The sequence below is a fragment of the Rhodanobacter sp. L36 genome (genome assembly GCF_009765755.1).
In the GTDB taxonomy this organism is placed as follows: domain Bacteria; phylum Pseudomonadota; class Gammaproteobacteria; order Xanthomonadales; family Rhodanobacteraceae; genus Rhodanobacter.
Genome location: NZ_LMUV01000003.1, coordinates 284,704 through 310,874 on the forward strand (window position 1 = coordinate 284,704; position 26,171 = coordinate 310,874).

Annotated in this window: 26 protein-coding genes; 4 read left to right on the top strand and 22 right to left on the bottom strand. The window is 62.2% G+C overall.

Annotated elements, in window-relative coordinates; all coding sequences use genetic code 11:
- Positions 1-49 precede the first annotated feature (49 nt).
- Together GSQ73_RS06435 and GSQ73_RS06440 are read left to right on the top strand one after the other, a co-directional pair.
- On the top strand, positions 50-439 hold the full coding sequence (locus GSQ73_RS06435) for a DUF4870 domain-containing protein (protein WP_158882198.1): 390 nt from the start codon (positions 50-52) through the stop codon (positions 437-439).
- A gap of 165 nt (positions 440-604) precedes the next feature.
- On the top strand, positions 605-937 hold the full coding sequence (locus tag GSQ73_RS06440) for a DUF4870 domain-containing protein (RefSeq protein ID WP_254063303.1): 333 nt from the start codon (positions 605-607) through the stop codon (positions 935-937).
- 58 nt (positions 938-995) lie between these two features.
- Here GSQ73_RS06440 and GSQ73_RS06445 read toward each other — a convergent pair whose 3' ends face one another.
- Genes GSQ73_RS06445 through GSQ73_RS06470 form a run of 6 tightly spaced genes read right to left on the bottom strand, consistent with a single transcriptional unit; the run spans position 996 to position 5,658 of the window.
- Positions 996-1,892, bottom strand: a complete 897-nt coding sequence (locus tag GSQ73_RS06445; protein WP_158882202.1) for a farnesyl diphosphate synthase — start codon at positions 1,890-1,892, stop codon at positions 996-998.
- Entirely contained in the window at positions 1,876-2,133 is a 258-nt protein-coding gene (locus GSQ73_RS06450) for an exodeoxyribonuclease VII small subunit (RefSeq protein ID WP_158882204.1), read from the bottom strand. The genes GSQ73_RS06445 and GSQ73_RS06450 overlap by 17 nt, the downstream gene beginning before the upstream one ends.
- Positions 2,134-2,166: 33 nt before the next feature.
- Complete coding sequence (gene tilS / locus GSQ73_RS06455) at positions 2,167-3,501, bottom strand: tRNA lysidine(34) synthetase TilS (RefSeq protein WP_343160831.1); 1,335 nt, start codon at positions 3,499-3,501, stop codon at positions 2,167-2,169.
- Between the two features lie 5 nt (positions 3,502-3,506).
- Positions 3,507-4,241, bottom strand: coding sequence for an NYN domain-containing protein (locus GSQ73_RS06460; RefSeq protein ID WP_158882208.1), 735 nt, complete (start codon positions 4,239-4,241; stop codon positions 3,507-3,509).
- A gap of 46 nt (positions 4,242-4,287) precedes the next feature.
- Positions 4,288-4,683, bottom strand: coding sequence for a VOC family protein (locus GSQ73_RS06465; RefSeq protein ID WP_158882210.1), 396 nt, complete (start codon positions 4,681-4,683; stop codon positions 4,288-4,290).
- 18 nt (positions 4,684-4,701) lie between these two features.
- The gene (locus tag GSQ73_RS06470) at positions 4,702-5,658 is read right to left on the bottom strand and encodes an acetyl-CoA carboxylase carboxyltransferase subunit alpha (RefSeq protein ID WP_158882212.1); all 957 of its coding nucleotides are present in this window, start codon (positions 5,656-5,658) and stop codon (positions 4,702-4,704) included.
- 143 nt (positions 5,659-5,801) lie between these two features.
- Here GSQ73_RS06470 and GSQ73_RS06475 point away from each other — a divergent pair, with 143 nt between their 5' ends.
- Positions 5,802-6,176 carry a YajD family HNH nuclease gene (locus GSQ73_RS06475; RefSeq protein ID WP_158882214.1) on the top strand — a complete coding sequence of 125 codons (375 nt, stop codon included), beginning with the start codon at positions 5,802-5,804 and terminating at the stop codon, positions 6,174-6,176.
- Positions 6,177-6,246: 70 nt separating this feature from the next.
- On the opposite strand, the gene dnaE is transcribed toward GSQ73_RS06475, so the two are convergent.
- The 16 genes from dnaE to rpsB form a co-directional block, all read right to left on the bottom strand.
- Positions 6,247-9,789 (bottom strand): DNA polymerase III subunit alpha, encoded by a 3,543-nt coding sequence (gene dnaE, locus GSQ73_RS06480; RefSeq protein ID WP_158882215.1) that lies wholly within the window; start codon positions 9,787-9,789, stop codon positions 6,247-6,249.
- 118 nt (positions 9,790-9,907) lie between these two features.
- The gene (locus GSQ73_RS06485) at positions 9,908-10,444 is read right to left on the bottom strand and encodes a TlpA disulfide reductase family protein (protein WP_158882217.1); all 537 of its coding nucleotides are present in this window, start codon (positions 10,442-10,444) and stop codon (positions 9,908-9,910) included.
- A 68-nt stretch (positions 10,445-10,512) separates the two neighbouring features.
- Positions 10,513-11,160, bottom strand: coding sequence for a ribonuclease HII (rnhB, locus tag GSQ73_RS06490; RefSeq protein WP_216844735.1), 648 nt, complete (start codon positions 11,158-11,160; stop codon positions 10,513-10,515).
- Positions 11,150-12,355: a lipid-A-disaccharide synthase gene (gene lpxB / locus GSQ73_RS06495; protein ID WP_158882222.1), complete on the bottom strand. Its 1,206-nt coding sequence runs from the start codon at positions 12,353-12,355 to the stop codon at positions 11,150-11,152. The genes rnhB and lpxB overlap by 11 nt, the downstream gene beginning before the upstream one ends.
- A 68-nt stretch (positions 12,356-12,423) precedes the next feature.
- Positions 12,424-13,212, bottom strand: coding sequence for an acyl-ACP--UDP-N-acetylglucosamine O-acyltransferase (gene lpxA / locus GSQ73_RS06500; protein ID WP_158882224.1), 789 nt, complete (start codon positions 13,210-13,212; stop codon positions 12,424-12,426).
- Positions 13,209-13,682, bottom strand: coding sequence for a 3-hydroxyacyl-ACP dehydratase FabZ (gene fabZ / locus GSQ73_RS06505; RefSeq protein ID WP_158882226.1), 474 nt, complete (start codon positions 13,680-13,682; stop codon positions 13,209-13,211). The genes lpxA and fabZ overlap by 4 nt, the downstream gene beginning before the upstream one ends.
- The gene (gene lpxD, locus GSQ73_RS06510) at positions 13,675-14,718 is read right to left on the bottom strand and encodes a UDP-3-O-(3-hydroxymyristoyl)glucosamine N-acyltransferase (protein WP_158882228.1); all 1,044 of its coding nucleotides are present in this window, start codon (positions 14,716-14,718) and stop codon (positions 13,675-13,677) included. The genes fabZ and lpxD overlap by 8 nt, the downstream gene beginning before the upstream one ends.
- A gap of 160 nt (positions 14,719-14,878) precedes the next feature.
- Positions 14,879-17,344 (bottom strand): outer membrane protein assembly factor BamA, encoded by a 2,466-nt coding sequence (gene bamA, locus GSQ73_RS06515; RefSeq protein ID WP_158882230.1) that lies wholly within the window; start codon positions 17,342-17,344, stop codon positions 14,879-14,881.
- 192 nt (positions 17,345-17,536) lie between these two features.
- A complete protein-coding gene (rseP, locus tag GSQ73_RS06520; protein WP_158882232.1) occupies positions 17,537-18,883 on the bottom strand; it encodes an RIP metalloprotease RseP in 1,347 nt (448 codons plus the stop codon).
- A gap of 36 nt (positions 18,884-18,919) precedes the next feature.
- Positions 18,920-20,095, bottom strand: coding sequence for a 1-deoxy-D-xylulose-5-phosphate reductoisomerase (locus tag GSQ73_RS06525; protein WP_158882234.1), 1,176 nt, complete (start codon positions 20,093-20,095; stop codon positions 18,920-18,922).
- A gap of 1 nt (position 20,096) precedes the next feature.
- A complete protein-coding gene (locus GSQ73_RS06530) occupies positions 20,097-20,915 on the bottom strand; it encodes a phosphatidate cytidylyltransferase (RefSeq protein WP_158882236.1) in 819 nt (272 codons plus the stop codon).
- A gap of 8 nt (positions 20,916-20,923) precedes the next feature.
- Positions 20,924-21,664: a polyprenyl diphosphate synthase gene (gene uppS / locus GSQ73_RS06535; RefSeq protein WP_158882238.1), complete on the bottom strand. Its 741-nt coding sequence runs from the start codon at positions 21,662-21,664 to the stop codon at positions 20,924-20,926.
- A 17-nt stretch (positions 21,665-21,681) separates the two neighbouring features.
- Positions 21,682-22,239, bottom strand: a complete 558-nt coding sequence (frr, locus tag GSQ73_RS06540; RefSeq protein WP_158882240.1) for a ribosome recycling factor — start codon at positions 22,237-22,239, stop codon at positions 21,682-21,684.
- 68 nt (positions 22,240-22,307) lie between these two features.
- Positions 22,308-23,030, bottom strand: coding sequence for a UMP kinase (gene pyrH / locus GSQ73_RS06545; protein WP_158882242.1), 723 nt, complete (start codon positions 23,028-23,030; stop codon positions 22,308-22,310).
- Between the two features lie 156 nt (positions 23,031-23,186).
- Positions 23,187-24,065, bottom strand: a complete 879-nt coding sequence (tsf, locus tag GSQ73_RS06550) for a translation elongation factor Ts (protein WP_158882244.1) — start codon at positions 24,063-24,065, stop codon at positions 23,187-23,189.
- 96 nt (positions 24,066-24,161) lie between these two features.
- Positions 24,162-25,037: a 30S ribosomal protein S2 gene (gene rpsB, locus GSQ73_RS06555; protein ID WP_158882246.1), complete on the bottom strand. Its 876-nt coding sequence runs from the start codon at positions 25,035-25,037 to the stop codon at positions 24,162-24,164.
- Between the two features lie 322 nt (positions 25,038-25,359).
- On the opposite strand from rpsB, the gene map reads away from it, so the two are divergent.
- On the top strand, positions 25,360-26,124 hold the full coding sequence (gene map / locus GSQ73_RS06560) for a type I methionyl aminopeptidase (protein ID WP_158882248.1): 765 nt from the start codon (positions 25,360-25,362) through the stop codon (positions 26,122-26,124).
- The last annotated feature ends 47 nt before the right edge of the window (positions 26,125-26,171 follow it).

Consider the following 26,171-nt stretch of genomic DNA (forward strand, 5'->3'; position numbering starts at 1 on the left):
AGATGGTGCCGTTGTTTCCGCGACACACCACCTGAGGAGATCATGATCCATGAGTACACCGTCCGATCAGATTCCACCGTCCGTGCCGCCATCGGAACCGGTTGTCGTGCAGTCTTCCACCGACGATCGCAACCTCGCCATGCTCACCCATCTGTCGGGGTTTCTGCTGAGCTTCATCGTGCCGCTCATCGTCTGGCTGATGCACAAGGACCGACCGGAAAAAGCGTATCTGGTGCGTGAGGCGAAAGAGGCGCTGAACTTCCAGATCACTGTGCTGATCGGCTTCGTGATCTGCGGCATCCTCACCGTCATCATCATCGGCGTGTTTCTCACGTGGCTGTTGTGGATCGCCAACCTCGTGTTGTGCATCATCGCTGCGGTGCAGGTGAGTTCGACCGGCACGTATCGCTATCCGTTTGCGTTGCGCCTGATCAGCTGACCGATCGGTGCTCGCAGAATGGAAGCCCGCGCATGCGGGCTTTTATTTTTCGGCTTCCACTGCACCGCTATGGTCATCCGTGAAACGGCAGGCTAGCCTAGCGGGCGTGCCCGAACGAGGCGCGCAGCACTTTCACATCGGAACATGGAGGCTTATCGAATGAACATGGCAAGTGCTACACAGGAAGAACGAACCGGCGCGCGCACCACTTACATCATCACCGGCATCTTCAGCTGGCTTGGTGCGCTGATCGGCTGGCTGGTGTGGAAGGACAAGGGCAGCTTCGCGAAAGACCAGACGACCGAAGCGCTCAACTTCGGCATCACCACGGGTATCGGTTTCGTGATTCTTTCCGTGCTGACACGCATGATTCCGATGCTGGGAATCCTGAGCCTTGCGCTTTGGATCGTGCAGCTCGTGCTGAGCATCATGGCGGCGGGAGCCGCCGGCAAGGGCGAGAGTTATCGCTATCCGTTCTCGCTGCGCCTCATCAAGTAATTCCGGCGAGATCACGGAGTAAGGAAAGGCGGCGCGAGCCGCCTTTTTCTTTGGGCGTTCAGTACGCGCGATGCGCTGCGTAATGCGCCAGCTCCTGCAATAACAACGCTCGCTCGCCAAGCGACGCGATCGCCCCAAGCGCGTCGTCAGTCAGTTCGGCAAGGCGCTTGCGCGATGCATCGAGCCCGATGATCGAAGGGAAGGTCGGTTTGTCTGCAGCCGCGTCTTTGCCGGCGGTCTTGCCGATGATTGCGGATTCGCCTTCCACATCAAGAATGTCGTCGCGCACCTGGAAGGCCAGACCGACTGCATGCGCGTAGCGATCCAGCGCCTGCATGGCCTCATCGTCCGCACCCGCAACCAAGGCACCCAGGCGCACTGCCGCGCGAATCAACGCGCCGGTCTTGCACGCATGCATGTGTTCGAGTTCCGCCAGCGAGAGCTTGCGGCCCGTCGCCGCGAGATCCAGCGCCTGGCCACCGGCCATGCCTTCGGCGCCGCACGCGCGGCCGAGCACGCGCAGCATGCGGATGGACGTGTTCGAATCCACATCTGCGTCGTCGCCGGCAAGTATCTCGAACGCCAGCGCCTGCAGCGCGTCGCCTGCGAGGATCGCCATCGCCTCGCCAAACACGATGTGGCAGGTCGGACGGCCGCGTCGCAATGCGTCGTCGTCCATCGCAGGCAGGTCGTCATGCACCAGCGAATAAGCGTGGATCAATTCGACGGCGCAAGCGGCCGGGTCGAGCGACATACCGCGTGATCCAAAAGCATCCGCCACGGCGTATACAAGCAGCGGGCGCAAACGCTTGCCGCCGCCCAGCACTGCGTAGCGCATCGCGCGGTGCAGTTCGGCGGGAGATTGTTCGGCGGGAGGCAGGCAGCGTCTGAGCGCTTCTTCAGCGCGTGCGGTCAGTGCCTGAAGTGCCGGGCCCAGCTCAGAGTTCGGGTTCAAACGGTTCGGCGCTTTCGGGGGCATCGGGATCGAGCAGCAGGCGCACGCGGAGTTCGGCTTGCTGCAGCGATTGCTGGCAGTGGCGATACAGGCCGATGCCGCGCTCGAACGAAGCCAGTGATTCGTCGAGACTCAACTCGCCGCCTTCCATCTTCGCGACCAGTTGTTCCAGCTCGTCGAGGGAGTGCTCGAAATCGACGACGGGCGGAGTGTTCGCGGTTGCGGGAGCGGTCTTGGCCATGGGCCGCAACGCTAACGCAGCGCCCGTGTGGAATCAATCGGCATGTGGTTCCGGCGACGTCGCGGGCGGCTGCGCAGCGTCTGCAGAACGCCAAGCCGGAAGCGAACCGGCCTGCTCGAAAAACGCCGCGCCGCGCGAGGTGAGCCATCGATCGGCGACGCCGATCAATTCGCCATCGATATGGATCAGCGGGCAGGCGCCACGTTGCCAGGGCGGCATCAGCGTGTGCTGGAACAGGTCGCGCAATTCGCGCGTGTGTGCATCGCCCGCCGGCTTGATGCGTTCGCCGCCACGACGCAGTCCGACCTGCAGTGGTTCGTCGAATCGGACATCTGCTTGGCGGAGTGAAAGCACGCTGCCGTCGGGCAGCAACAACGGCTCACCGGTCCATGACGATGTCCAAGTGGCGTCGATCTCCGGTTGCGGCGCCAGACTCCACAGCCGTCCCTTCCATACGTGCAGCTCGACGCCCGTCCAGCGGACGCATGGCAATTGGCCGGCGCGTGCGTGGCATTGTTTTTCGATCTCGCGACGTTGCGCGGCGGTCGGTGCAGCGAGTCCGCGCGAGTGCAGCCAGTGATCGAGCAATGGCTCACGCAACGCCGGTGCAAGCGCCAGCCAGCCGGCTGCGTGCAGGCTGCCGGTGTTTTGGTCATGGAGATTTTCCATCTCCGCCATCCATTGCACCTGCAATGCATTCGCTGCGGCCCGGCTGAGCGACGCGCTGTGCACGATCGAGTCGACTGCCTGCGGCCAGTGCGCTGTAAGGCGCGGCAGAATTTCGTGACGCAGATGATTGCGCGCCAGTCGCGTGTCGTCGTTGCTGGGATCGGCGATGCAATGCAGCTGATGCTGATCGACGTACGCGCGCAGTTGCGCGCGCGACATCGACAACAACGGACGCCAAAGCTGCCCGCGTGCGAACGGGCGCAACTCGCGCATGCCGCCGAGTCCTTCGGGACCGGCGCCGCGCAGGAGTTTCAGCAACACCGTCTCAGCCTGGTCATCGCGATGATGTGCCAGCAACAGCCATTCGCCTTCGCGCAACTGCGCAGTGAATGCGTCGTAGCGTGCGCGACGCGCGGCGGCTTCGATGCCTTCGCCGCGACCGGTTTCAAGATGCACGCGCAACACCTCGCAAGGCAGCTCAAGTTCTTCGCAGAAGTGTCGGCAGTGATCCGCCCATGTCGAACTCTTGGCATGCATGCCGTGGTCGACATGCAGCGCACGCAGCCCGCGTTCGCGTGCCTCGGGAAGCTGCGCGAGTGCGTGAAGCAGCGCAGTGGAATCGGGGCCGCCGCTGAAGGCGACGCACAAGGATGTCGCTGGCGCTTCCGTCAGAACGGCGCGCAAATGTGCCTGCAACATGTCTTTCATTTCTTGCCGGTTTGCGGACGCACGAAGATGTGCTTGCCGTTGCCGATGTGACGCTCTTCGGTGTCGAACTGGCCGATGCCTTTGATTAGCCCGCTGAGCTTGGCGTAGCCGTAGTTGCGCGAATCGAATTCGGGCGACTGCTTGTTGATGTTGCTGCCGATCGGCCCGAGGCCGGCCCAACCCGTATCGTCGGATGCAGCATCAATCGCGTTGCGCAACAGGTTGAGAAGTTTGGTATCGCCACGTAATTCCTTCGCGGGTCGCGGTTTCGATGCGGCAGAAGTTTCTGCCTCTGTCGCCCCGGCGAGCACTTCGGTATAGATGAATTTATCGCAGGCGGTACGAAAAGGCTCCGGTGTTTTTCGTTCGCCAAATCCGTAGACGATGCGACCGGATTCACGGATGCGCGAAGCGAGCCGGGTGAAATCGCTGTCGCTGGAAACAATGCAGAAACCATCGAAGCGTTCGGTGTAAAGCAGGTCCATCGCATCGATGATCATTGCCGAATCCGTCGCGTTCTTGCCGACGGTGTAGCGGAACTGCTGCATTGGCTGGATCGAGTAGCGCAACAGCGCCTCCTTCCATCCATTGAGGTCAGGCTTGGTCCAGTCGCCGTAGATGCGCTTGACGTGCGCGGTGCCGTACTTCGCGATTTCCGTGAGCAGACCCTCGACAATCGCCGGTCGCGCATTGTCGGCATCGATCAACACCGCGAGCTTGTCGTGAGCCATGGACGTTCCCCTTGAAGGTTGATGCGATGGTAGCGCCGCGAACCGCTCAGGGTTCGTCCAGATGGAAGTCCAGTTCGACGACGACGCCTGCCGGATCGGTTGCGAAAATCTGCACCTGATTGCGTTCGGCGATCGTCTCGATGCTGTAGCGGACGCCGCCGGCATCGAGTCGCGCGCGAGCGCCGGCAAGGTCGCTGCAGGCCAGGGCGTAGTGGTTCAAATAGCCGTTGGATCGTTCCGTGGATTCGATGGGCGGGCCGATGCTCAAGTGCAGCAACGCGGTGTCGCCGGCATAGAGCCAGTAGCCATGCGAGCCTGATCGAAACGCCGGGCGCGGACCTTCACGCAGGCCGATGACATCGATGTAGAACACGCGCACTTTCTCGATAATGTCGGCAGGTGCGCGCAGGTTGACGTGATCGAGTCCGCGCACACCGGTCATGCGATTGTTCCTTCGCCGTTATTCCTGATACGCGCCGTAACTGCGCAGGCGTTTGTAGCGCTGTTCGAGCAGATCGGTGACGGGCATCGCCTCGAGCTTTTCCAGCTCGTTCATCAGCACGGCTTTCAAGCGGATAGCCATTGAGCGTGGGCTGCGATGTGCGCCACCGAGCGGCTCGCGCACAATCTTGTCGATCAGGCCGAGCTCCAGCAGTCGCGGCGCGGTCATGCCCATCGCTTCGGCGGCGTCCTTTGCCTTGTCCGCGCTTTTCCACAAAATCGAGGCGCAGCCTTCGGGCGTAATCACCGAATACGTGGAGTACTGCAACATCACCGTGCGGTCGCCGACGCCGATGGCCAACGCGCCACCGGAACCGCCTTCGCCGATGACGGTGCAGATGATCGGCACTTTCAGTTCGGCCATCTCAAGCAGGTTGCGGGCGATGGCTTCGCTCTGGCCACGCTCTTCGGCGCCGACGCCCGGATAGGCTCCCGGCGTGTCGATGAGGGTGAGCAGCGGCAGGTGGAAACGCTCGGCCATTTTCATCAGCCGCAGCGCCTTGCGATAGCCTTCAGGACGCGGCATGCCGAAGTTGCGGCGGACCTTGGTCTTGGTGTCGCGACCTTTCTGGTGGCCGATGATCACCACCGACTTGCCGTTGATGCGCCCGATACCGCCGACGATCGCGGCGTCCTCGGCGTACATGCGGTCGCCGGCCAATTCGTGGAATTCCTCGCAGATCACGCCGATGTAGTCGAGCGTGTACGGCCGGCCCGGATGACGCGACAGCTGCGTCATCTGCCATGAGTTGAGGTTGCGAAAAATCTCCGCCGTTTTGATTTTCAGCTTCTCGCGAAGCCGGCCGACTTCCTCATCGATATTGAACGCCTGACCGTTGCTGGCGTGGCGAAGCTCTTCGATCTTCGCGTCCAGTTCGGCGATCGGTTGTTCGAAATCGAGGAAGTTGGGGTTCATTCGCTACATTTCATGGCACTGAAGCATCTCAGTATACCGTCCCGCACGAAAAGACGAGAACGGCGCCGTATGGCCGCGGGAGCATTCCAGGCACCGCGGATTGCGCTATCGTCCGCGCCATTGCGACCATCTGCGGATCACCCATGCCGACTCAACCACCCATCGACAACGCCAGGCTCGATCGTATCGTGGCCGAGGCGCGACGTAACGCCGAACAGCGCGAGCTGGGATATCGCGAACGCGCGCTCAAGATGTATCCGTGGATCTGCGGACGTTGCGCACGCGAATTCACGCGCACCAACCTGCAGGAGTTGACGGTTCATCACCGCAACCACGATCACGATTTCAATCCGCCCGATGGCAGCAACTGGGAACTGCTGTGTGTGTACTGCCACGACAACGAGCATTCGCGGCATATAGACCACGTGCGCGGCGGCGTCATGGAGGTGGAGGATGCGCCGGCGGCGACCGGCAATCCCTTCGCGGATCTCAAGGCGATGATGGAGCGCGGCAAGTAGGAGCGCACCCTGTGCGCGATGCCTTCGGGACGTGACAAAGTGCTTCGCGCACAGGGTGCGCTCCTGCGGCTCAGTCCTGCTGCTTCACGATACGCAGCCGCGCGGCCTTTACACCGGGCAATGCGCGGACGGCGCGCAGCAGATCGGGAATGGCGTCCACGCGCCAGTCTTCGCCGAGCTCAAGATCGGCTTGTGCTTGCTGGTTGTGATAACCGTGGAGCGTGACGGTGGCGCGGCCGCCGCGATATCCGGCCAGCGTCTGCTGCAGTTGCGTGACGAAACTCGGGCCGATGCCGTTCAACTTCAGCTGCAGCAGACGTGCATGTTTGCGGCAGGCATCGGCCAGCGATATGACGCTGCGCGCGCGCACCTGGAAACCGCCGCCGGAGAAATCGTCGATACGCAACCCGCCTTCGACAATCAGGATCTGGTCGCGAGTCAGCAGCGGTGCGATCTGCTGGTAGAGCTCGCCGAAGAAACTCACCTCGATGCTGCCGCTGCCGTCTTCGAGTCGCACGAATGCGTCGCTATCGCCACGCTTGCGCACGGCCGCGACCATGCCGGCGACGGTCCACGGTGTATCCGGGCCGCGACGGAAACGGTTGCCGTCGTCGTTGTCGTTCTTGCGCGGCTTGGGCGGCTGGTAACGATCAACGATTTCGCCGAGTGGACAGGTGGAAAGCTGCGCAAGCTCGTCTTTCCAAGGATCGGTGGGGTGACCTGACAGATAGTGCCCGAGCGTATCGCGCTCGCCCTGCAGTACCTGTTCCAGCGGCCACTCCGGCGCGGTCGGCAGATCGATGTGCACCACGGGTGTCATCGCGCCCGACGCGGCGCCGAACATGTCGTTCTGGCCGGACTGCTTGTCGCGCAGATGTTGTTCCGCAGCCTTGATCGCATCCGGCAATTGCAGCATCAGACTGGCGCGCGTGGGCGCCAACGCATCCAGTGCGCCTGAAAGGATCAGCGCTTCGAGTACGCGCCGGTTGAGCTTGGCCGGGTCCACACGCCGACAGAAGTCGGCGAGATCGGTGTACGGCCCGTACACGCGTTCGGCAACGATGGATTCACACACGCCCTGGCCGACACCCTTGATCGCGCCGAGGCCGTACTGGATTTTATTCGGCTCGACTGCGACGAACATGTACTGCGAGGCGTTGACATCCGGTGGCTGCACGATGATGTCGATCGCGCGTGACTCATCGAGAAACGTCACCGCCTTGTCGGTGTTGTCCATGTCCGAGGAGATCGTCGCGGCCATGAACTCGGCGGGGTAGTGCGCTTTCAACCATGCGGTCTGGTACGACACCAGTGCATAGGCGGCAGCGTGCGATTTGTTGAAACCGTAGCCGGCGAATTTTTCCATCAAGTCGAAGATGGTATCGGCCTTGGATGCCGCGAGCCCGTCCTTCGCCGCGCCTTCGCGAAACTTGGCGCGCTCCTCGGCCATCTTCTTGACGTCTTTCTTGCCCATCGCGCGACGCAAGAGATCGGCGCCGCCGAGCGTGTAACCGCCGACGATCTGCGCCATCTGCATCACCTGTTCCTGGTAGACCATGATGCCGTAGGTCTCTTGCAGAACGGGCTCGACGCGGGGGTCGGGATACTCGACATCTTCGCGGCCATGCTTGCGCGCCACGAAGCTGGGAATCAGATCCATCGGGCCAGGGCGATACAGCGCACCGAGCGCGATGATGTCCTCGAAGCGATCGGGCCTGGCGTCCTTGAGCATGCGTTGCATGCCGGCGGATTCGAACTGGAAGATCGCGACGGTTTTCGCCTTGGCGAAAATATCGGCGTAGGTGCGTGCATCGTCCAGCGGCAACTTGGAAATATCCAGCGGTTCTTCGCCGCCTTGCGCGCGACGCGCGTTGATCGCCTTCACTGCCCAGTCGATGATCGTAAGCGTGCGCAAGCCGAGGAAGTCGAACTTCACCAGGCCGACGGCTTCCACGTCATCTTTGTCGTATTGCGTCACCACGCCGCCGCCGCCGGGCTCGCAATACAGCGGCGCGAAATCAGTCAGTGCGGTCGGCGCGATCACCACGCCGCCGGCGTGCTTGCCGGCATTGCGCGTGATGTTTTCAAGCTTCAGCGCGAGGTCGATCAGCGCGCGTGCGTCTTCGTCGTGCTCATATGCTTCGCAGAATTCCTTGACGACGCGATCGGTTTCTTTCTTCGATTTTTCCGAACGGCCGAGCGCATCGGACAACGTGAGGTCGAGCGGACGCGGCGGCACCATCTTGGCCAGCTTGTCGACCTGGCCGTAGCCCATGCTGAGCACGCGTCCGGAATCGCGCAGCACCGCTTTCGCCGCCATCGAACCGTAAGTGATGATCTGACTGACGCGATCACGGCCGTATTTGCGCGACACGTAGTCAATGACTTCGTCGCGGCGATCCATGCAGAAGTCGATGTCGAAGTCGGGCATCGACACGCGTTCGGGATTGAGGAATCGCTCGAACAGCAGGTTGAACTGCAGCGGGTCGAGATCGGTGATCTTCAGCGCCCAGGCGGCCAGCGAACCGGCGCCAGAGCCGCGACCTGGGCCGACCGGAATGCCGTTCTGTTTACCCCAGTTGATGAAGTCCGCAACGATCAGGAAGTAGCCGGGAAAACCCATCTCGATGATGACGTCGAGTTCGCGTTCCAGTCGCGCCTTGTATTCCTCCAGCGTGCGCCCTTCGGCGAGCGGTGCTGCTTTGAGGCGATCTTTCAAACCGTCGCGCGAAAGCTCGCGGATGTAGCTGGCGAGATCGTGGCCCGGCGGCACCGGAAAATCCGGCAGAAAGTATTTGCCGAATTCCAGCGCGAGGTTGCAACGCTTGGCCAGTTCGACCGAATTTTCCAACGCTTCGGGCAGGTCGGCGAACAACGCCGCCATCTCGTCGAGCGTCTTGAGGTATTGCTGGTCGCTGTAGTCGCGCGGACGTTTCGGGTCGGCGAGCACGCGGCCTTGATTGATGCAGACGCGCGCCTCGTGCGCTTCGAAATCTTCCTGCTTCAGAAAGCGCACATCGTTGCTTGCCACCACCGGCAGTTGCAGTTCCGCAGCCAGCGAAAGCGCACTGGTGTTCCAGTTTTCTTCGCCATCGCGACCACAACGTGTGAGTTCCAGATACAGGCGATCGGGAAACAAACGCGTCAACGGACGCAGCTTCGCCAGTGCGGCGTCGTGTCCCTGGTTCATCGCGATGCGACCGATATCGCTGTCGCGGCCAAGCAGCGCGATCAAGCCTTCCGTCGAAGAGGCATCCAGCCAGCCCGCGTCGACCAGGGCATGGCCGCCGTGCTGTCCATCGCGCCATGCGCGCGATACCAGGCGCGAGAGATTGAGGTAGCCGCTGCGATTCTGGCAAAGCAGAGTAAGCCGCCACGGGCGCGGATCATCCAATGCGGAAATACGTAGGTCGCATCCGCAGATCGGCTTGACGCCCGCGGCGCTGCACGCCTTGTAGAACTTCACCAGCGCGAACATGTTGCTGTCGTCGGTGAGCGCGACGGCCGGCATCTGCGCGCGCACGCAGGCCTCGACCAGCGCCTTGATGCGGATGGTCGAATCGACCAGCGAATACTCGCTGTGCAAGTGGAGGTGGGTGTAGCGAATGGTCATGCGGGCGCGTGCAATGAATCAGTGCAGGCTACCCGCCGTCCCGCCCAGCGGCAAGATTGACTTGCGTGCGGTTTGCGCGAAGCCGCATGGCGCTTGCCATGGCGCCGATCGGGGTCGATCAGTGCGCGATGGCGACCGTCGCGGGCACGGGCTCGGCAAGCAGCGCGTTGATCTCTGACACCAAACTGTCGAGCATGTCTTCGCCGTAGCCCACATGTACGTGCGCCACGGTGCCGTCCCGATGCAGCATCACCATCACCGGAATGCCCTTGCTGGCGCCATAGGGCTCGCCGATTCTGCCGTAGCGGTCCCATGTCAGCAGCAGATCGGGCAAACCGGGATGCAGGACACGTGCGGCGTTGGCGAAGATCTTGCGGTCCTCCTTCGAATCGACGGATACGACCTGCAGCGCGAGGTTCTTCTGCGTGGCCAACTCCTGCAGGTTCGCCAGTACCGGCATTTCCTTCATGCAGTAGCCGCACCAGGTCGCCCAGAAGCTGATCACCACGACCTTGCCGTGCAGCGAACTCACGGTGATCGACTGGTTGTCGCGGGTTCTGCCGAGATCGTTCGGCGGAACGTCGCCGGGTTTGATCATGGCGCTCGCCGAGATGCAAAACAGCGTGGCAAATAAAGCGATGGTGATTCTGCGCATGCGGATTCCCCTTCCGATTTCGTGCAGCGTAATCCAGCGGCACGTCGCATGGCATCTGCCCGCGCCGATCAGAAAAGCGTGAGCTGGTCCAGCAGCACGCGTACGGGCGCAAAGCTGCGTCGATGCTGGCCGCAGGGGCCGAGTCGTTGCAGCGATTCGAGATGTTGTGGCGTGGAGTAGCCTTTGTGCGCAGCGAAACCGTAGCCCGGATGGATAGCGTCCATTGCGACCATGAGGCGATCGCGCGTCACCTTGGCGAGGATCGATGCGGCGCTGATGGCCGGTTCCAGAGCGTCGCCGCCGATGATCGCGCGACCGCGGCAAGGCAAATTCTTCGGCATGTGGTTGCCGTCGATCCACGCCTCGTGCGCGGCAAGCCCGAGCCCGGCCACGGCACGACTCATGCCGGCCATGGTGGCCTGGAAGATATTGATGCGATCGATCTCGTCCACTTCGATCAGCACGACGCAATAGGCGAGTGCGCGCTCGACAATCCTCGGATAAAGCGCTTCGCGTTTCGCTTCGGTGAGCTTCTTGGAATCATCGAGTCCCCGGATGCGTCGCGCCGGGTCGAGGATGACCGCGGCAACTGCCAGCGGACCTGCCAACGGACCGCGGCCTGCTTCGTCGACGCCGGCAACGATGATGTCTCCGGCTTCCTTGCGGCGCGCGCGTGTCGCGGCGCGGATGTTGAAGGCGGATCGATCAACGCGCATGACGTTCATCCATCAATTCGGCGATCGCCATGGCTGCGCGATGACCGGCCTGGCCTTCGAGATCGCCGCGCAAGGCGCGATGCAAATGTTCGAATGTGGACACGATCTGGCCGCGGCGATCGCTGTCGCGGAAAAGCGCCAGCGTGGCCTGTGCCAGGTTGGCCGCGGTGCATTCGTCCTGCATGAATTCGGGAACCGGCAACGGATCGCCCACGCCAGCTGCACGCGCAAGAATGTTGGGTAATGAATAGACGTCCGTTTTCAGCATCCTCATGGCGCGTGCCATGCGATAACTCAGTGGAGCGACGCGGTAACCCACCACCATCGGACGCTTGGCCAGCATCGCCTCAAGCGTCGCCGTGCCCGACGCGAGCAGCACGATATCGGCGGCGAGCATCGCTTCGTGCGCGTGGCCATCCATCAGCATTGGGCGCGACTCGTCGTGCTTGCTGCCGGCAAGCAGCGCTTCGAGCTTGAGGCGCACCTTGGGATTGGCTGCCGGGATCACGACGCGCAGTCCGGGTACCGCCGCAGCGACACGCTTCGCGGCCTCGATGAAGATCGGCCCCAGTCGTGCCAGTTCCGACAGCCGGCTGCCGGGCAACACGGCGAGCACCGGCACCTGCTGCGGCAGCTGCAGAATCTCGCGCGCGCCGACGCGATCGGAAACCAGTGCGAAGCGATCGGCGAGGGGATGGCCGACGAAGCGTGCGTCGATGCCGTGGCGCGCGTAAATTTCCGGTTCCATAGGGAAGAGGCACAGCACGCGATGCGCGCTCTGTCCGATTTTCGCGGCGCGTTTCTCGCGCCATGCCCAGACCGACGGGCTGACGTAATGCACGGTGAGCAGTCCTGCCTGCTTCAATCGTTTTTCCACGCCGAGATTGAAATCGGGCGCGTCGATACCGATCACTACTGCCGGCTGCAACGCGAGTAATCGTTTGACCAGTTGCGTGCGCAATTGCAGAAGACGAGGCAAATGCGAGATCACTTCGCTGAAGCCGAAGAGCGAAAGCTCGTGGATGTCGAACCAGGATTCGAAGCCTTCGGCCAGCATGCGTGCGCCGCCGATGCCGACGAAGCGCGCCTGCGGATAATGCTGGCGCAGCGAGATGATGAGATCTGCGCCGAGCTGGTCGCCGGAATCTTCGCCGGCGATGATGGCGATGAGCGGTGAAGTTGTGCTGGATTGCATGGGATGCGTCCCGCTCACTTCAGAAGCAGAGCAAAGCAGTGTTTGATTTCACGATACGCGCTGCGCACTTATCGTGCGAGCGACCGTTCGCTGCGATCGATAAACTGCAGCATGGAACGCACGTCATCGCTCTCCTGCGCCTGCGCTACCAGTTTTTCGCGCGCTTCGGGCAAGGTGAGGCCGCCCATGTAAAGCGTGCGATACGCGCGCTTGATCGCGGCGATTCGCGTCGCGTCGAAACCCCGACGCTTGAGGCCTTCGCTGTTGATGCCGCGGGGGCGACCTTGCTGTTCATTCGCCATCGTCACGAAAGGCGGCACGTCGTGTCCGACCAGGCAGCCCATCGCGATGAATGCGTGCGCGCCGATCTTGCAGAACTGATGCGCGCCGGAATAGCCGGCGAACACGGTCCAGTCGCCCACTTCCACATGACCGGCCAGCGCGGCGTAATTGGAGAAGATGGTGTTGTTGCCGAGATGGCAGTCGTGCGCGATGTGCACGTACGCCAGCAGCCAGTTGTCATTGCCGATGCGCGTGGCGCCGCCGCCATCGCCGGTGCCACGATTGACGGTGACGAACTCGCGGATGAGGTTGCGATCGCCGATCACCAGCTCGGTGCGTTCGCCGCCGAATTTCTTGTCCTGCGGCGCGCCGCCGAGTGAAGCGAACTGGGTGATGCGATTGTCGCGGCCGATGCGCGTCGGGCCTTCGATCACCACGTGCGGGCCGATGATCGTGCCTTCGCCGATTTCCACTTCGGCACCGATCACGCTATAGGCGCCGATGCTGACGTTGTCGCCGATGACGGCCGAAGGTTCGATCAGCGCCGTGGCGTGGATCAATGCGGAGCTGCTCATTTGTCGGCCCTGGCTGCACACATCAGGTCACAGCTCGCCACTTCTTTGCCGCCGACCAGCGTGCGCGCGGAGAACAGACCCATGCCCCGCATCAGGCGTTTCAAAGTGACCTCGATTCGCAACTGGTCGCCGGGAACCACCGGCGCGTTGAAACGCGCGTTGTCTATTTTGACGAGGTAGAACAGCGGGCTGCCTTTGTCGCCATTGATGCGACGGGAAATCTGCGTCAGCAAGCCGGCGGTTTGCGCCATGGCCTCGACGATCAGCACGCCGGGCATCACCGGGTGGCCGGGAAAATGTCCCTGGAAAAACGGTTCGTTGATCGTCACGTTCTTGATGCCGACGACGCTGACGTCCGGCACGATGTCGATCACCCGATCCACCAGCAGGAACGGATAGCGATGCGGCAGCAGTTCCTGGATCTGCTCGACGTTGATTGGCAGGGTCAGGGGTTCTTTGGTATCACTCATGGTTGCTGTCCTTCTCCAGCGCCGACAAACGACGCGCGTACTCATCCAGATGCTTGAAGCGCGCCGCGTTCTTCCGCCAGAGGCGGTTTTCCTGCAACGGCACGCCGGAAGAATATTCACCGGGTTCGCGAATCGAGTGCGTGACCAGGCTCTTGGCGGTAATGGTAACTCCGTCGGCCAGTTCCAGATGACCCAGCACGCCGGCGTTGCCACCGATCATGCAGTAACGGCCGATCTTCGCGGTGCCCGCGACCGCGGCACAGCCGGCCATCGCCGTATGTGCGCCGATGTGAACGTTGTGGGCGATCTGGATCTGGTTGTCCAGGCGCACGTCTTCCTCAAGTACGGTATCGTCGAGCGCGCCGCGATCGATCGTGGTGTTGGCGCCGATCTCGCAATCGTCGCCGATGCACACGCCACCGAGTTGCGGCAGCTTCACCCAGCAGCCATGTCCGGGCCCGTCGCGATCGAAGGCGTTGCCGAATCCGTCCGAACCGATCACTGCGCCCGGGTGCACCAGCACTCGTTTGCCGAGCGTGACGCGGATGACCAGCGTTACGCGTGCAACTAGGCGCGATTGCGCACCGACCGTGCACTCCTCGCCGATGATGCAATGCGGACCGAGCACCACGCCGTCCTCGATCACGGCGCCGTTTTCGATCACGCAGCAGGGCCCGATACTCGCGCTCGCGCTGACGCGTGCGCTCGCCGCAACGACGGCGCTGGGGTGGATGCCTGGCGACGTGGCGGGCATCCGTTCGAACAGCGCGGCGATGCGCGCATAGGCGACGTAGGGATCCTTGGCCACGAGTGCGGACGTCGGACAGGTCGCGACGTGTTCCTCCCGCAGCACGACCACGCCCGCCGAAGTGGTGCTCAGTTGTGTCGCGTACTTATTGTTGGAGAGAAAACCGAGTTGATCGCGGGTTGCCGCCGCGAGCGTCGACACGCCGGTGATGACGCGCGAACCGTCGCCTTTCCATTCGAGGCCGAACCGCTCGGCAAGCTCGGCCACGGTGTAGTTGATCGTGCTCATGCGAACTCCGGAACGTTCCACGCATTGTAGGGCGTACACTTGTTCATCGCTTTGCTACTGCGGGATCGTTGCATGCGGACAAAAGAAAGCGCGGCATCGCCGCGCTTTCTTTTGTTGCCACAGCGATGCACGGCTTAGGCGGTCGAATCCAGACTCGTCGTCAGAACTGGCTGCCGAAGGTGAACTGGATGCGCTCTTCGTAGTGACTGTCTTCCTGCTGCGTGCGGAACGGCACCGCCAGACTGATGATCAGCGGACCGATCGGTGCCTGCCAGTGCAGCGAGATACCGGCGGACGCGCGCAAGGTGCTGGCGTTGAAATCCCGATAGCTCGCATACGCGTTGCCGACGTCGGTGAACAGCGACACGCGCGCAGTGTTGATGTCCTTCAGAAACGGCAGCGGCAGATAGAGTTCCGCCGTGCCGAGAACCTTGAACGCACCACCGATCGGCTGCGAGTAGTAACCGCCATCGCACAGGCCGTTCTTCTCGGGCGTGCTGCCGTCGATACAGATGCGCGGGCCGAGCGTGTTGTCCTGGAAGCCACGGACATCACGCACACCGCCGGAGTAGAAGTTCTGCCAGAACGGGAATTGGTCGCGCAGATCCTGCATGTCATACGGAATGGCAGGGACTGCCGCGGTCGTTGCCGTCGCCGGAACCGCCGGGATGGTCAGGTTCTTGTCCGTCTGCGCTTTCAATGCAGCGAAGGCGTCGTCGCTGATGCCGTTGTTGCCGTATGCCTTGCCGTAGCCAACCTGGCCATCCACATACAGCACGAAACCGAGGCCGATCGGCCAGTAGTGGTTGGCTTCGGTGGTCAGTTTCCAGTACTGCACGGTGGAACCGGGCAGGGCGACATCGACCGATGCGGACAGCAAGCCGCCGCGTGTCGGTGCCCAGTAACCGTTGCGCGTGTCGTGGTTCCAGCCGAGCGTGCCGATCCAGGAATGAACCGTCTGATGACCGATCTGGTTCTGGTAATCGATCAGCACCTGCGGGCTGAAACCCTGGATCAGGTTGACCTTGTTGCTGCTGATGCCGAGTCCGAGGCGAACACCGTCCGTTTCGGAAATAGGCAGGCCCAGATACGACGAGAAACTCTTTGCACTGGTGGAGTAGTTCGCAAAATCGGTGTCGCCGTAATCGGTCTTCGAATACGTGGCGCTGTAACCGATACCGACGTTGTTGTCCGTGAGGTACGGGTTGTAATAGTTGACGCCGAAGTTGGTGTAGTAGCTGCTGCGCTCACCGCTGATCGAAAAGCTGTCGCCGGTGCCGAACAAATTGTTCTGCGACAACGAGGCATTGATGATGATGCCGGAGTACTGCGAATAGCCGACGCCGAACTGCACGTTGCCGGCGGATTGCTCCTCGACCTTGACGGTCACGTCGACCTGATCCTGCGTGCCGGGAACCAGCTTCTTGTCGATATCGACGGTCTTGAAATACCCGAGTTTCATCAGGCGCGTCTTGGTGCGGTCCAGCGCATTCTGCACGTACCACGAACCCTCGAGCTGACGCGTCTCGCGACGCATCACGTTGTCCTCGGTACGCGTGTTGCCCTGGAACACCACCCGGCGCACGTAGACGCGCTGGCCAGGCTCGATGTACAGCGTCACGTCGACGGTGCGCTTTTCCTTGTCGAGCTTCGGGATCGGCGTGACCTTGGCGTATGCATAACCGATGTTCGCCAGAACAGCCTTGATCGCCTTGGTGCTTTCCTCGATCGCGCCGCGATTGAAGGTGTCGCCCGGCTTGGAGAACACGAACAGACGCAGGGTTTTCTCCGGCAGGATCAACGTGCCGAGAAGCTTGATGTCGGAAATCTTGTAGATGTCGCCTTCCTTCACCCCGGCATCGATGTACATCGCGCGCTTGTCCGGCGCGATCGTCACCTGAGTGGAGTCGACGCCGAAATCCGCGTAGCCGCGATTCATGTAGTACGACTGCAGCTTCTCCAAATCACCGGAGAGTTTTTCGCGCGAGTACTGGTCGTTCTTCGAATACCACGACATCAGGTTGGTGGTGCTGAGTTCGAAGCCGTCCTTGATGTCCTTGTCGCTGAAAGCGTGGTTGCCAAGGATGTTGAACTCCTTGATCTTGGCGACCTTGCCTTCGCGGATTTCGATGTCGACCGCCACGCGATTGCGATCCAGCGTGGTGACGTGCGGAAGCACCGACACGTTGTACTTGCCACGGTTGTAGTACTGACGAATCAGTTCCTGTTGCACGTTGTCCACCGCAAGACGATCGAAAGTCTCGCCCTCGGACAGGCCGATATCCTTCAGGCCTTTCTTCAGGTCGTCGGTCTTGATGTCATGGTTGCCGCGGATCGACAACTTGGCGATCGAGGGACGCTCCGTCACCTTGACCACCAGGATGTTTCCCTCGCGCTCAAGCTCCACGTCGCTGAAGAACTTCGTCTGGTACAACGCGCGAATCGCCCTCTGGGCCTCGTCGTTGGTCAGCTGGTCGCCCTTGTTGATTGGCAGGTAGTTGTAGACCGTTCCCGCGGAAATTCGGCTGAGACCGTCGATGCGGATGTCCGACACCACGAACGGATCGAAGGCAAACGCATTGGCGGAGAGGGAGGCAAGCAGGATCAGCGCGGCGATACGCTTCATCGTCGGTTCCGTTGGGTTATTTCGATGGAGCAGCCAGCATGGCCGCCCCGATCAATGCATGAAACAGGGAAACCCCTGTCTCGAAAAAACAATCCGCACTCCGCAGGAGTACATCGTGTGGCTCGCCAGCGCGCTTTGACGCCGCTGTCGCAAGGAAGCGTTCTGCAGAGATGCAGCGCAGGCCGGCCGACGTCATGTAGGCAGCATGCGATGAATATCGTTGTAGAACGCTAATCCCATCAATGTCAGCAGCAGCATCAGGCCGATGTACTGGCCGACAGCCATCGCCTGCTCGCTGACCGGACTGCCTTTGACTAACTCGACAAGATAATACAGCAGGTGACCCCCGTCCAAGACGGGAATCGGCAGCAGGTTGACGATCGCAAGACTCAACGAAACCATCGCGAGGAAATTGAGGAACCACGCAGGCCCCATGCTCGCCGACGCATTGGCAACCTGGGCGATGCCGATCACGCCGGAAAGATTCTTGGTGGATGCCTTGCCGGTCAGCAACTGGCCAATCATGTTGAACGTTTGCGAGGCATTGCCCCAGGTCGTGCTGACGGCCATGCCGAATGCATCGATTGGGCCGTAACGCCGGGTGGCGAGTTCGCCCTTCTGGGAAGAGACGCCGATGATCCAGGTGGTCGGTTGCCCTTCCAGGGATTCCTGGCGCGCCACGATGGTCAGCGGCACTGCGCGGCCCTGTCGTTCGACAACCACGTGCAAGGACGGTGATTTTGCGGCGAACTGCCGAACCAGCTTCTGGAACTGCGTGTAATCCGCAACGGCTTGCCCGTTGATGCTGACCATGCGGTCGCCGCTCAGCATGCCCGCTTGCGCAGCCGGTTTCTCAGGCATCACCGTGGCCGCGATGGGGGGCGGTGGATTGAGGTCGATTCCCAAGGTGTCGAGGTACTGACCGACATCCTGTCCAGCTGGCAGTTTGTCGAGCGGCAACGTGAGCTGGCGCTGGCGGCCGTCTGTACCACGAACACTCACTGGAAGCGGTTCCCGGCTGAGCAGGCCGGAAGCGATGTCGTTCATCGCATCGGTAAAGGTATAGACCTCCGCGCCACCCACGCTCAGCAACCGATCGCCTGCACGTACGCCCGCCTGCGCCGCCATGCTTTGCGGAGCCGCGGTGATCACCGGTGCGGCGTCGGGACGTCCAATCAAAAACATCAGCCAGAACGCAGCGATGGTGAAGATCAGATTGAAACCCGGTCCTGCGGCCACGATGGCGATGCGTTGCCATACCGGCTTGCCGGTGAATTCCTGATCGCGCAACGCGGGGTCGACTTCGCCTTCGCGCGCGTCAAGCATCTTGACGTAGCCGCCGAGCGGAATGGTGCCGATGCGATATTCGGTGCCGTTGCGAGCGGTGCGCTTCCAGATCGCATTACCGAAACCGACGGAAAAGCGCAACACCTTGACGCCACAGCGGCGCGCGACCCAGTAATGGCCGAATTCGTGGAAGGTCACCAGCACGCCAAGCGTGACCAGTAACCAGAACACCGAGCCGAAGAAGGAAGTCATCAAGTACCGTTGGGGCAAGTCATCAGCGCAAGAATATCAGCAAGCATTGCGAAGAACCCGGCGCGCCGCTTCGCGAGCGCCCCGGTCCCGTTCACAAAGGGTCTGAACATCGACCACGGGTTGCGCCGGCAGTTCCGCAAGTACCGTTTCCACCACGTCGGCGATTGACAGAAACGGTAGCGCGCCGGCCAGGAACGACTCCACGGCCACCTCGTTCGCGGCATTCAGGATTGCTGGCGCGTCACCACCGGCACGCAACGCCTGAAATGCCAGCGCCAGACAACGGAAGGTGATGAGATCGGGAGATTCGAACGCCAGCGGCTCGCAGGCCGCGAGGTTCAGCGGCGTCACGCCGGCGTCGACGCGTTCGGGCCACGCCAGCGCACACGCGATGGCCGTGCGCATGTCGGGGTTGCCCAGTTGCGCCAGCACCGAACCGTCGACGTATTCGACCATCGAGTGAACCAGACTTTGCGGATGCACGACCACTTCGATGGCGTCCGCCGGTGCGCCAAACAGATGGTGCGCCTCGATCACTTCCAGCCCCTTGTTCATCAGCGTGGCCGAATCGACCGAAATCTTGCGACCCATCGACCACTTCGGATGTTTGCAGGCCTGGTCCGGCGTGATGTCGCCAAGTTCTGCGCGAGTGCGGCCGCGGAACGGACCACCGGACGCAGTGAGGATCAATCGGCGCACACCGCTGCGCCCGAGGTCGGGCCTGCCGCCGGGCAGACACTGGAAGATCGCGTTGTGTTCGGAATCGACCGGAATCAAGGTGGCGCCGCCGGCGGCCACCGCATCCAGCAGCAGCGGCCCGGCCATGACGATCGCTTCCTTGTTCGCCAGCAAGAGCCGCTTGCCTGCGCGTGCCGCAGCGAGCGTGGACTCGAGGCCGGCAGCGCCGACAATGGCAGCGACCACGGTGTCGCACTGATTGCCGCTGGCGGAAGCGGTGAGTGCATCGTGTCCACTGGCGACTTCGCAACGAACCCCGGCAGCAGCAAGCCTCCGCGACAGTTCGCCCTCAAGTGCGGGGTCCGCGATCACCGCCAGTTCCGGCCGATGACGGACGCACAACTCGACCAGCGCCTCGACCTGACGATAGGCCGTCAACACCGTGGCGCGGAAGCGATCGGGATGACGCGCGATGACGTCGAGCGTGTTGCCGCCGATGGAGCCGGTGGCACCGAGAACGGCGACGTTTTTCATCTCAGACACCAAGAAGCAACAGGCCGGCTGCGAATATCGGCAGCGCCGCGAACACGCTGTCCATGCGATCCATCAGGCCGCCGTGACCTGGGAAAATGCTGCCGGAATCCTTCACCATTGCGTGGCGTTTCATCAGGCTCTCGATCAAGTCTCCGACGATTGAGATCGCCACCGTGAGCGAGCCCAGCACTGCCAGTCCAAGCAACTGCGCGCCACGCACATGCAGCAACCAGCCGCCGAGCAGTGCAATCAAAGTGCCGGCAACCAGCGCGCCATAAGCGCCGGCCCAGGTCTTGCCCGGGCTGATCTGCGGCGCGAGCTTGAGCTTTCCGAAAACACGGCCGCTGAAATAGGCGCCGATGTCCGCACACCACACGATGACCAACGCGAGCAAAGTCCACCAATGGCCGTGCGGCAACCGTTCGTGCAGACTGAGTGCAGCCATCCACGCGGGAAAGAGCACGAACGCGCCGGCGATTGTTTTCAGGCTGCGGTTCTCGGCGGTCGGCGCGGCGGCGAATGCGAAATGCCGCAACCACAGGCATGCGAGCAACCACCATGCGGCACCGACGGCCAGCATCATCGGCATCAGCAGCGTAGTGTGTCCGTACCACAGTGCGCCGAAAATCGCGGCCGCCACGACCAATAGCGCGACGCGTGCCGCGAAATTTTTCAATCCGCTCAGCAGCATCCATTCCCACAACGCCGCAAGAAAGGTCGCGGCGCAGATCACGGCGAACACCGCCGTATTCGGCCACAGGATGATGAGCAACGCCATCGGCACGAGGAAGATGGCAGTGAGAACGCGCTGTCGCAGCATGGAAATCCTCAGACGTTCGTGGCGACCTGCTCGCCTGTGCGGCCATATCGGCGCTCGCGGCGGGCATAGTCTTCGATGGCGCGACGCAGGCAGGCCTCGTCGAAATCAGGCCACAGGGTATCGGTAAAATAGAGTTCGGCGTAGGCGGCTTGCCACAACAGGAAGTTGCTGAGTCGGTATTCGCCGCCGGTGCGGATGAAAAGGTCCAGCGGCGGGAGTTCCGCGAGGCTTGTCCATTGATCGAGCCGCGATTCGTCGATCTGATCCACGCGCAACTCGCCATTTGCGACAGCCTCGGCAGCCCGGCGCGCGGCACGCACGATATCCCAGCGACCTCCGTAATTCACGGCGATGTTCACCAACAGCTTGTCGTTGCCCTCGGTGCGCGTCATCGAGGCCTGCATGCGACGGCGCAGAGGCTGGTCGAAAGCATCGAGTTCGCCGACGAAACGCAATCGAACACCGTGGCCGTGCAGTTCTTCCACTTCCCGGTCGAGGGCGCGCAGAAACAAATCCATCAACGCGCCGACTTCGTCCTGGGGTCGATGCCAGTTTTCGCTGGAGAACGCGAACAGCGTCAGTGCCTGGACGCCCTCGCGCATGCATGCCTCGATGACGGCACGAACGGCCTTTCTGCCTGCATTGTGACCAAAGCTGCGTGGCCGGTGACGCGCCTTGGCCCAGCGACCGTTGCCATCCATCACGATGGCGATATGGCGCGGAACTCCTGCAGCTTGTGCGCCGGGCATGCGAGCTTCGACGGCGCTCAGAGCGCCATCAGCTCCTCTTCCTTCGCCTTTACCACGGCATCGACGTCCTTCACGGCACGGTCGGTGAGCTTCTGGATTTCATCATCGATGCGACGGTCGTCGTCTTCGGTGATCAGCTTTTCCTTGAGCAGATCCTTGACCTGCTGCAAGGCATCGCGGCGCACGTTGCGGATGGCGATCTTGGCGTTCTCGCCTTCGTGCCCCACGTGCTTGGCCAGTTCGCGGCGGCGCTCTTCGGTGAGCGGGGGCATGTTGAGGCGAATCACGGTTCCGGCGGTGGTCGGCGTGATGCCGAGGTCCGATGCCATCAGCGCTTTTTCGATCGGCGCCACCATGGTTTTTTCCCACGGAGTGACGATGATCGTGCGCGCATCGGCCAACGACACCGACGCCACCTGTGAAAGCGGCATGTCGGCGCCGTAATAGGGCACCTTGATGTTGTCGACGAGTGAGGTGCTGGCGCGCCCGGTGCGGACACGGGTCAGGTCGTGCTTGAGCGAGTCGATGCTCTTGCCCATGCGGGTCTGGGCATCGGTCTTGATGTCGTTGAGCATGTGGCGTATCCCGATGAATCTGGAAAGCGTTCGATTATAGCAAGCGAGGCGTGTGCCGTCGGCCTCGCTCAGTCTGCGCTGACCAGCGTGCCGATGGGTTCGCCGTGCATGATCCGCATCAGGTTGCCGGGCACGGTCATGTCGTAGATGCGCATCGGCATGCGGTCGTCGCGGCACAGCGCGATCGCGGCGGTGTCCATCACTGCGAGCTTGCGCTCGATCACCTCGTCGTAGCTGAGCTTGTCGTAGCGCGTGGCGGTTGCGTCCTTGGCAGGATCGGCGGTGTAGATGCCATCCACTTTGGTGGCTTTCAGCAGCACGTCGGCATTCATTTCGACGGCGCGCAGCGCGGCGGCGGAATCGGTGGTGAAGAAGGGATTGCCGATGCCGGCCGCGAACAGCACAATGCGGCCCTTCTCGATGTGCCGGATGGCGCGCCGGCGGATGAAATCTTCGGCGACATCATGAATCGGCAGGGCGCTCATCACACGCGCGAAACCGCCGCGCTTCTCGATCGCATCCTGCATCGCCAACGCGTTGATCACGGTCGCCAGCATGCCCATGTGGTCGCCGGTGACGCGATCCATGCCGGCAGCGGCCAGACCTGCGCCGCGGAAGATGTTTCCGCCGCCGATGACCACGCCGATCTGTATGCCGGCGCGCTGGACTTCGATGATTTCGTCGGCGAGCCGGCCGATCATCTTCGGGTCGATGCCGTAGTCGGCTTCGCCCATCAATGCTTCACCGGAGAGCTTGAGCAGGATGCGTTGATACTTGTGCTGGTCGCTCATGTCATCTCCGGATTGTGTGGGCCAAACCGGTGCATTGTAGCGTCAGCTTGCGAGTCGGGTAACGTCGTGCGCAAATTTGTTTGCTGATGCCGCGCCCATGAAAAAGCCGCGATGTTCTGCGGCTTTTTTTTCCAACGCGATGACTTTCGAAATCGCTTAGCCCTGCATCGCCTTGGCGACTTCGGCCAGATAATCTTCCTGCACTTTCTCGATGCCTTCGCCGACCGCCAGACGCGCGACCGATACAACCTCCGCGCCTTCCTTCTTCAAGGCGTCAGCCACGGTGACGTTGGTGTCCAGCACGTAGGGCTGGCCGAGCAGGGTGACTTCGGAAACGATCTTCTGAATCTTGCCCGAGATGATCTTTTCGAGGATCTCGGCCGGCTTGGCCTTTTCCTTTTCGGACATCTGGCTCAGCGCGATGTCCTTTTCCTTGGCCAGGAAATCGGCCGGGACATCTTCGGCACGGATGTGCGCGGGATTCATCGCAGCAACATGCATGGCGATGCCGCGGGCCAGATCTTCCGAGCCACCTTTCAGCGCCACCAGCACGCCGATACGGCCACCGTGCACGTAGCTTCCGATGGTGCCGTCACTCTGCACGCGGGCCATGCGGCGCACGTCGATCTTCTCGCCGATGGTGGCGATCAGGGTCTTGGCAGCCTCTTCGACATTGCTGGCGCCCGGATACGCGGCGGCCTTCAGCGCGTCGATATCAGCGGCGCCGGAGTTCAGCGCGACGTCAGCGACGGTATCGCTGAACTTCAGGAAGCTGGCGTCCTTGGCGACGAAGTCGGTTTCGCAGTTGATCTCGACCAGCACGGCCTTGCCGGCAGCCTGCGCGGTCACGATGCGGCCTTCGGCGGCGATGCGGCTGGCTTTCTTGTCGGCCTTGGCGAGGCCGGACTTGCGCAGCCACTCCATCGCCACTTCGATGTCGCCGTTGTTTTCGACCAGCGCTTTCTTGCATTCCATCATGCCGGCGCCGGAACGCTCACGCAGATCCTTGACCAGTTGGGCGGAAATATTGCTCATCGTCAGTCCTCTGAATTCTTTGATGGCGCCATGGCCGTCGATGGCCATGGCGCGCGTTTATCGCTTCAGCCCGACGGCGCGTGCCGTCGTCGTGGCTTACTTGGCGGCGGGGGCGCCGTCGTTACGCGGGCCGCGTGCGGCGCCGTCGCGACCACCGTCACGGCGCGGTGCGCTCTTGCGCGGCGCGGCATCGCGACGCGGGGCAGGCTTGCGATCGATCTTGGCGACCGGGTTGCCTTCCTCGTCCAGTTCGACGAAGTCATTGGCGTCGCCCTGTGCAGCGGCCGGCGCAGCAGCCTTGCCTTCCAGGATCGAGTCGGCGGCGGCACGGGCGTACAGCTGGATCGCGCGGATCGCGTCGTCGTTGCCCGGGATGGCGTAGTCGACCAGTTCCGGGTTGTAGTTGGTGTCGACCACCGCGATCACTGGAATGCCGAGCTTCTTGGCTTCCTGCACGGCGATGTCTTCGTGGCCGATATCGATCACGAACAGCGCGTCAGGCAGACGATTCATGTCCTTGATGCCGCCCAGCGAGGCCTGCAGCTTGTCGCGCTCACGGCGACGAGCCAGTACTTCGTGCTTGACCAGCTTCTCGAAGCTGCCATCGGTCTCGGCCGCTTCCAGCTCCTTCAGGCGCGAAACGGACTGCTTGACCGTGCGGAAGTTGGTCAGCATGCCGCCGAGCCAGCGCGAGGTGACGAAAGGCATGCCGGCGCGTGCGGCTTCCTCGGCCAACGGCTCACGGGCCGAACGCTTGGTGCCGACGAACAACACGGTGCCGCGCTTCTGCGCCAGACCCGACAGGAAATTCATCGCGTCGGTGAACAGCGGAAGGGTCTTTTCGAGATTGATAATGTGGATCTTGCCGCGGGCGCCAAAGATGTACGGAGCCATCTTGGGGTTCCAGTAACGGGTCTGGTGACCGAAATGGACGCCGGCTTCCAGCATCTGACGCATGGTGACTTGTGCCATGGGTGTAACTCCTGCAATGGCCCTTGAAGGGCCTGGGGGTTGGGACCTCCACGCATCCCCGACTTCGACCGCGACGTGCCCATTTTCTTTGGAGGGCAAGGCGCAGCACCCCGAAGGCGGTGCCGATACGTGTGTGGCGTTGGTTTGGGTGTTGCACCGCGGGGCGGTTACAATCCCGGTTCGCTTTGCGCTGCATCGACGGGCAAAACCGTCGCGTCAGGTCAGCAAAACTCCGAAATTATAGCCGGTGCGCCGGCAGCGCGGCAAGTTGCCGGTGGATTGGGTTGATCCGCGGCACTGACGGCGCCATCTGGGCTGGATCATGGCAATAACTCTCAAAACTTCCGAAGATCTTGCCGGCATGCGCGTCGCCGGTCGCCTCGCCGCCGAAGTGCTGGCGATGCTCAAGGATCACGTCAAGCCCGGCGTCACCACCGAGGAGCTCGACCAGCTGGCCTACGATCACATCGTGAACGTGCAGGGCGCGATCCCGGCCAACGTGGGCTACAACGGTTTTCCCAAGACGTTGTGCAGTTCGGTCAATCACGTGATTTGCCACGGCATCCCGAGCCCCGGCAAGGTGCTCAAGGATGGCGACATCGTCAATCTCGATGTCACTGTCATCAAGGATGGCTGGCACGGCGACACCAGCCGCATGTATTTCGTCGGCACGCCGTCGGTGCTCGCGAAACGGCTGGTGGACACCACGTTCGAAGCGATGATGCGCGGCATCCAGGCGGTGCGTCCCGGCGCCACGCTGGGCGATGTCGGCCACGCCATCCAGCAGCATGCGGAAGCCGCCGGTTTCAGCGTGGTGCGCGAGTATTGTGGGCACGGCATCGGCAAGGTCTATCACGACGAGCCGCAGGTACTGCACTACGGCAAGTCGGGCACTGGCGTCGAGTTGAGGAAAGGCATGACCTTCACCATCGAGCCGATGATCAACGCTGGCAAGCCGCAGACCAAGCAGTTGCCCGATGGCTGGACCGTGGTCACCAAGGATCATTCGTTGTCCGCGCAGTGGGAACACACCATCGCCGTGACTGACGATGGCTTCGAAGTCCTGACCGCCTGGCCGGATGCCTGACCTCAGGCGTCCATCGATCGCACTCCGCGAGCAAGTGACAAGCGCCG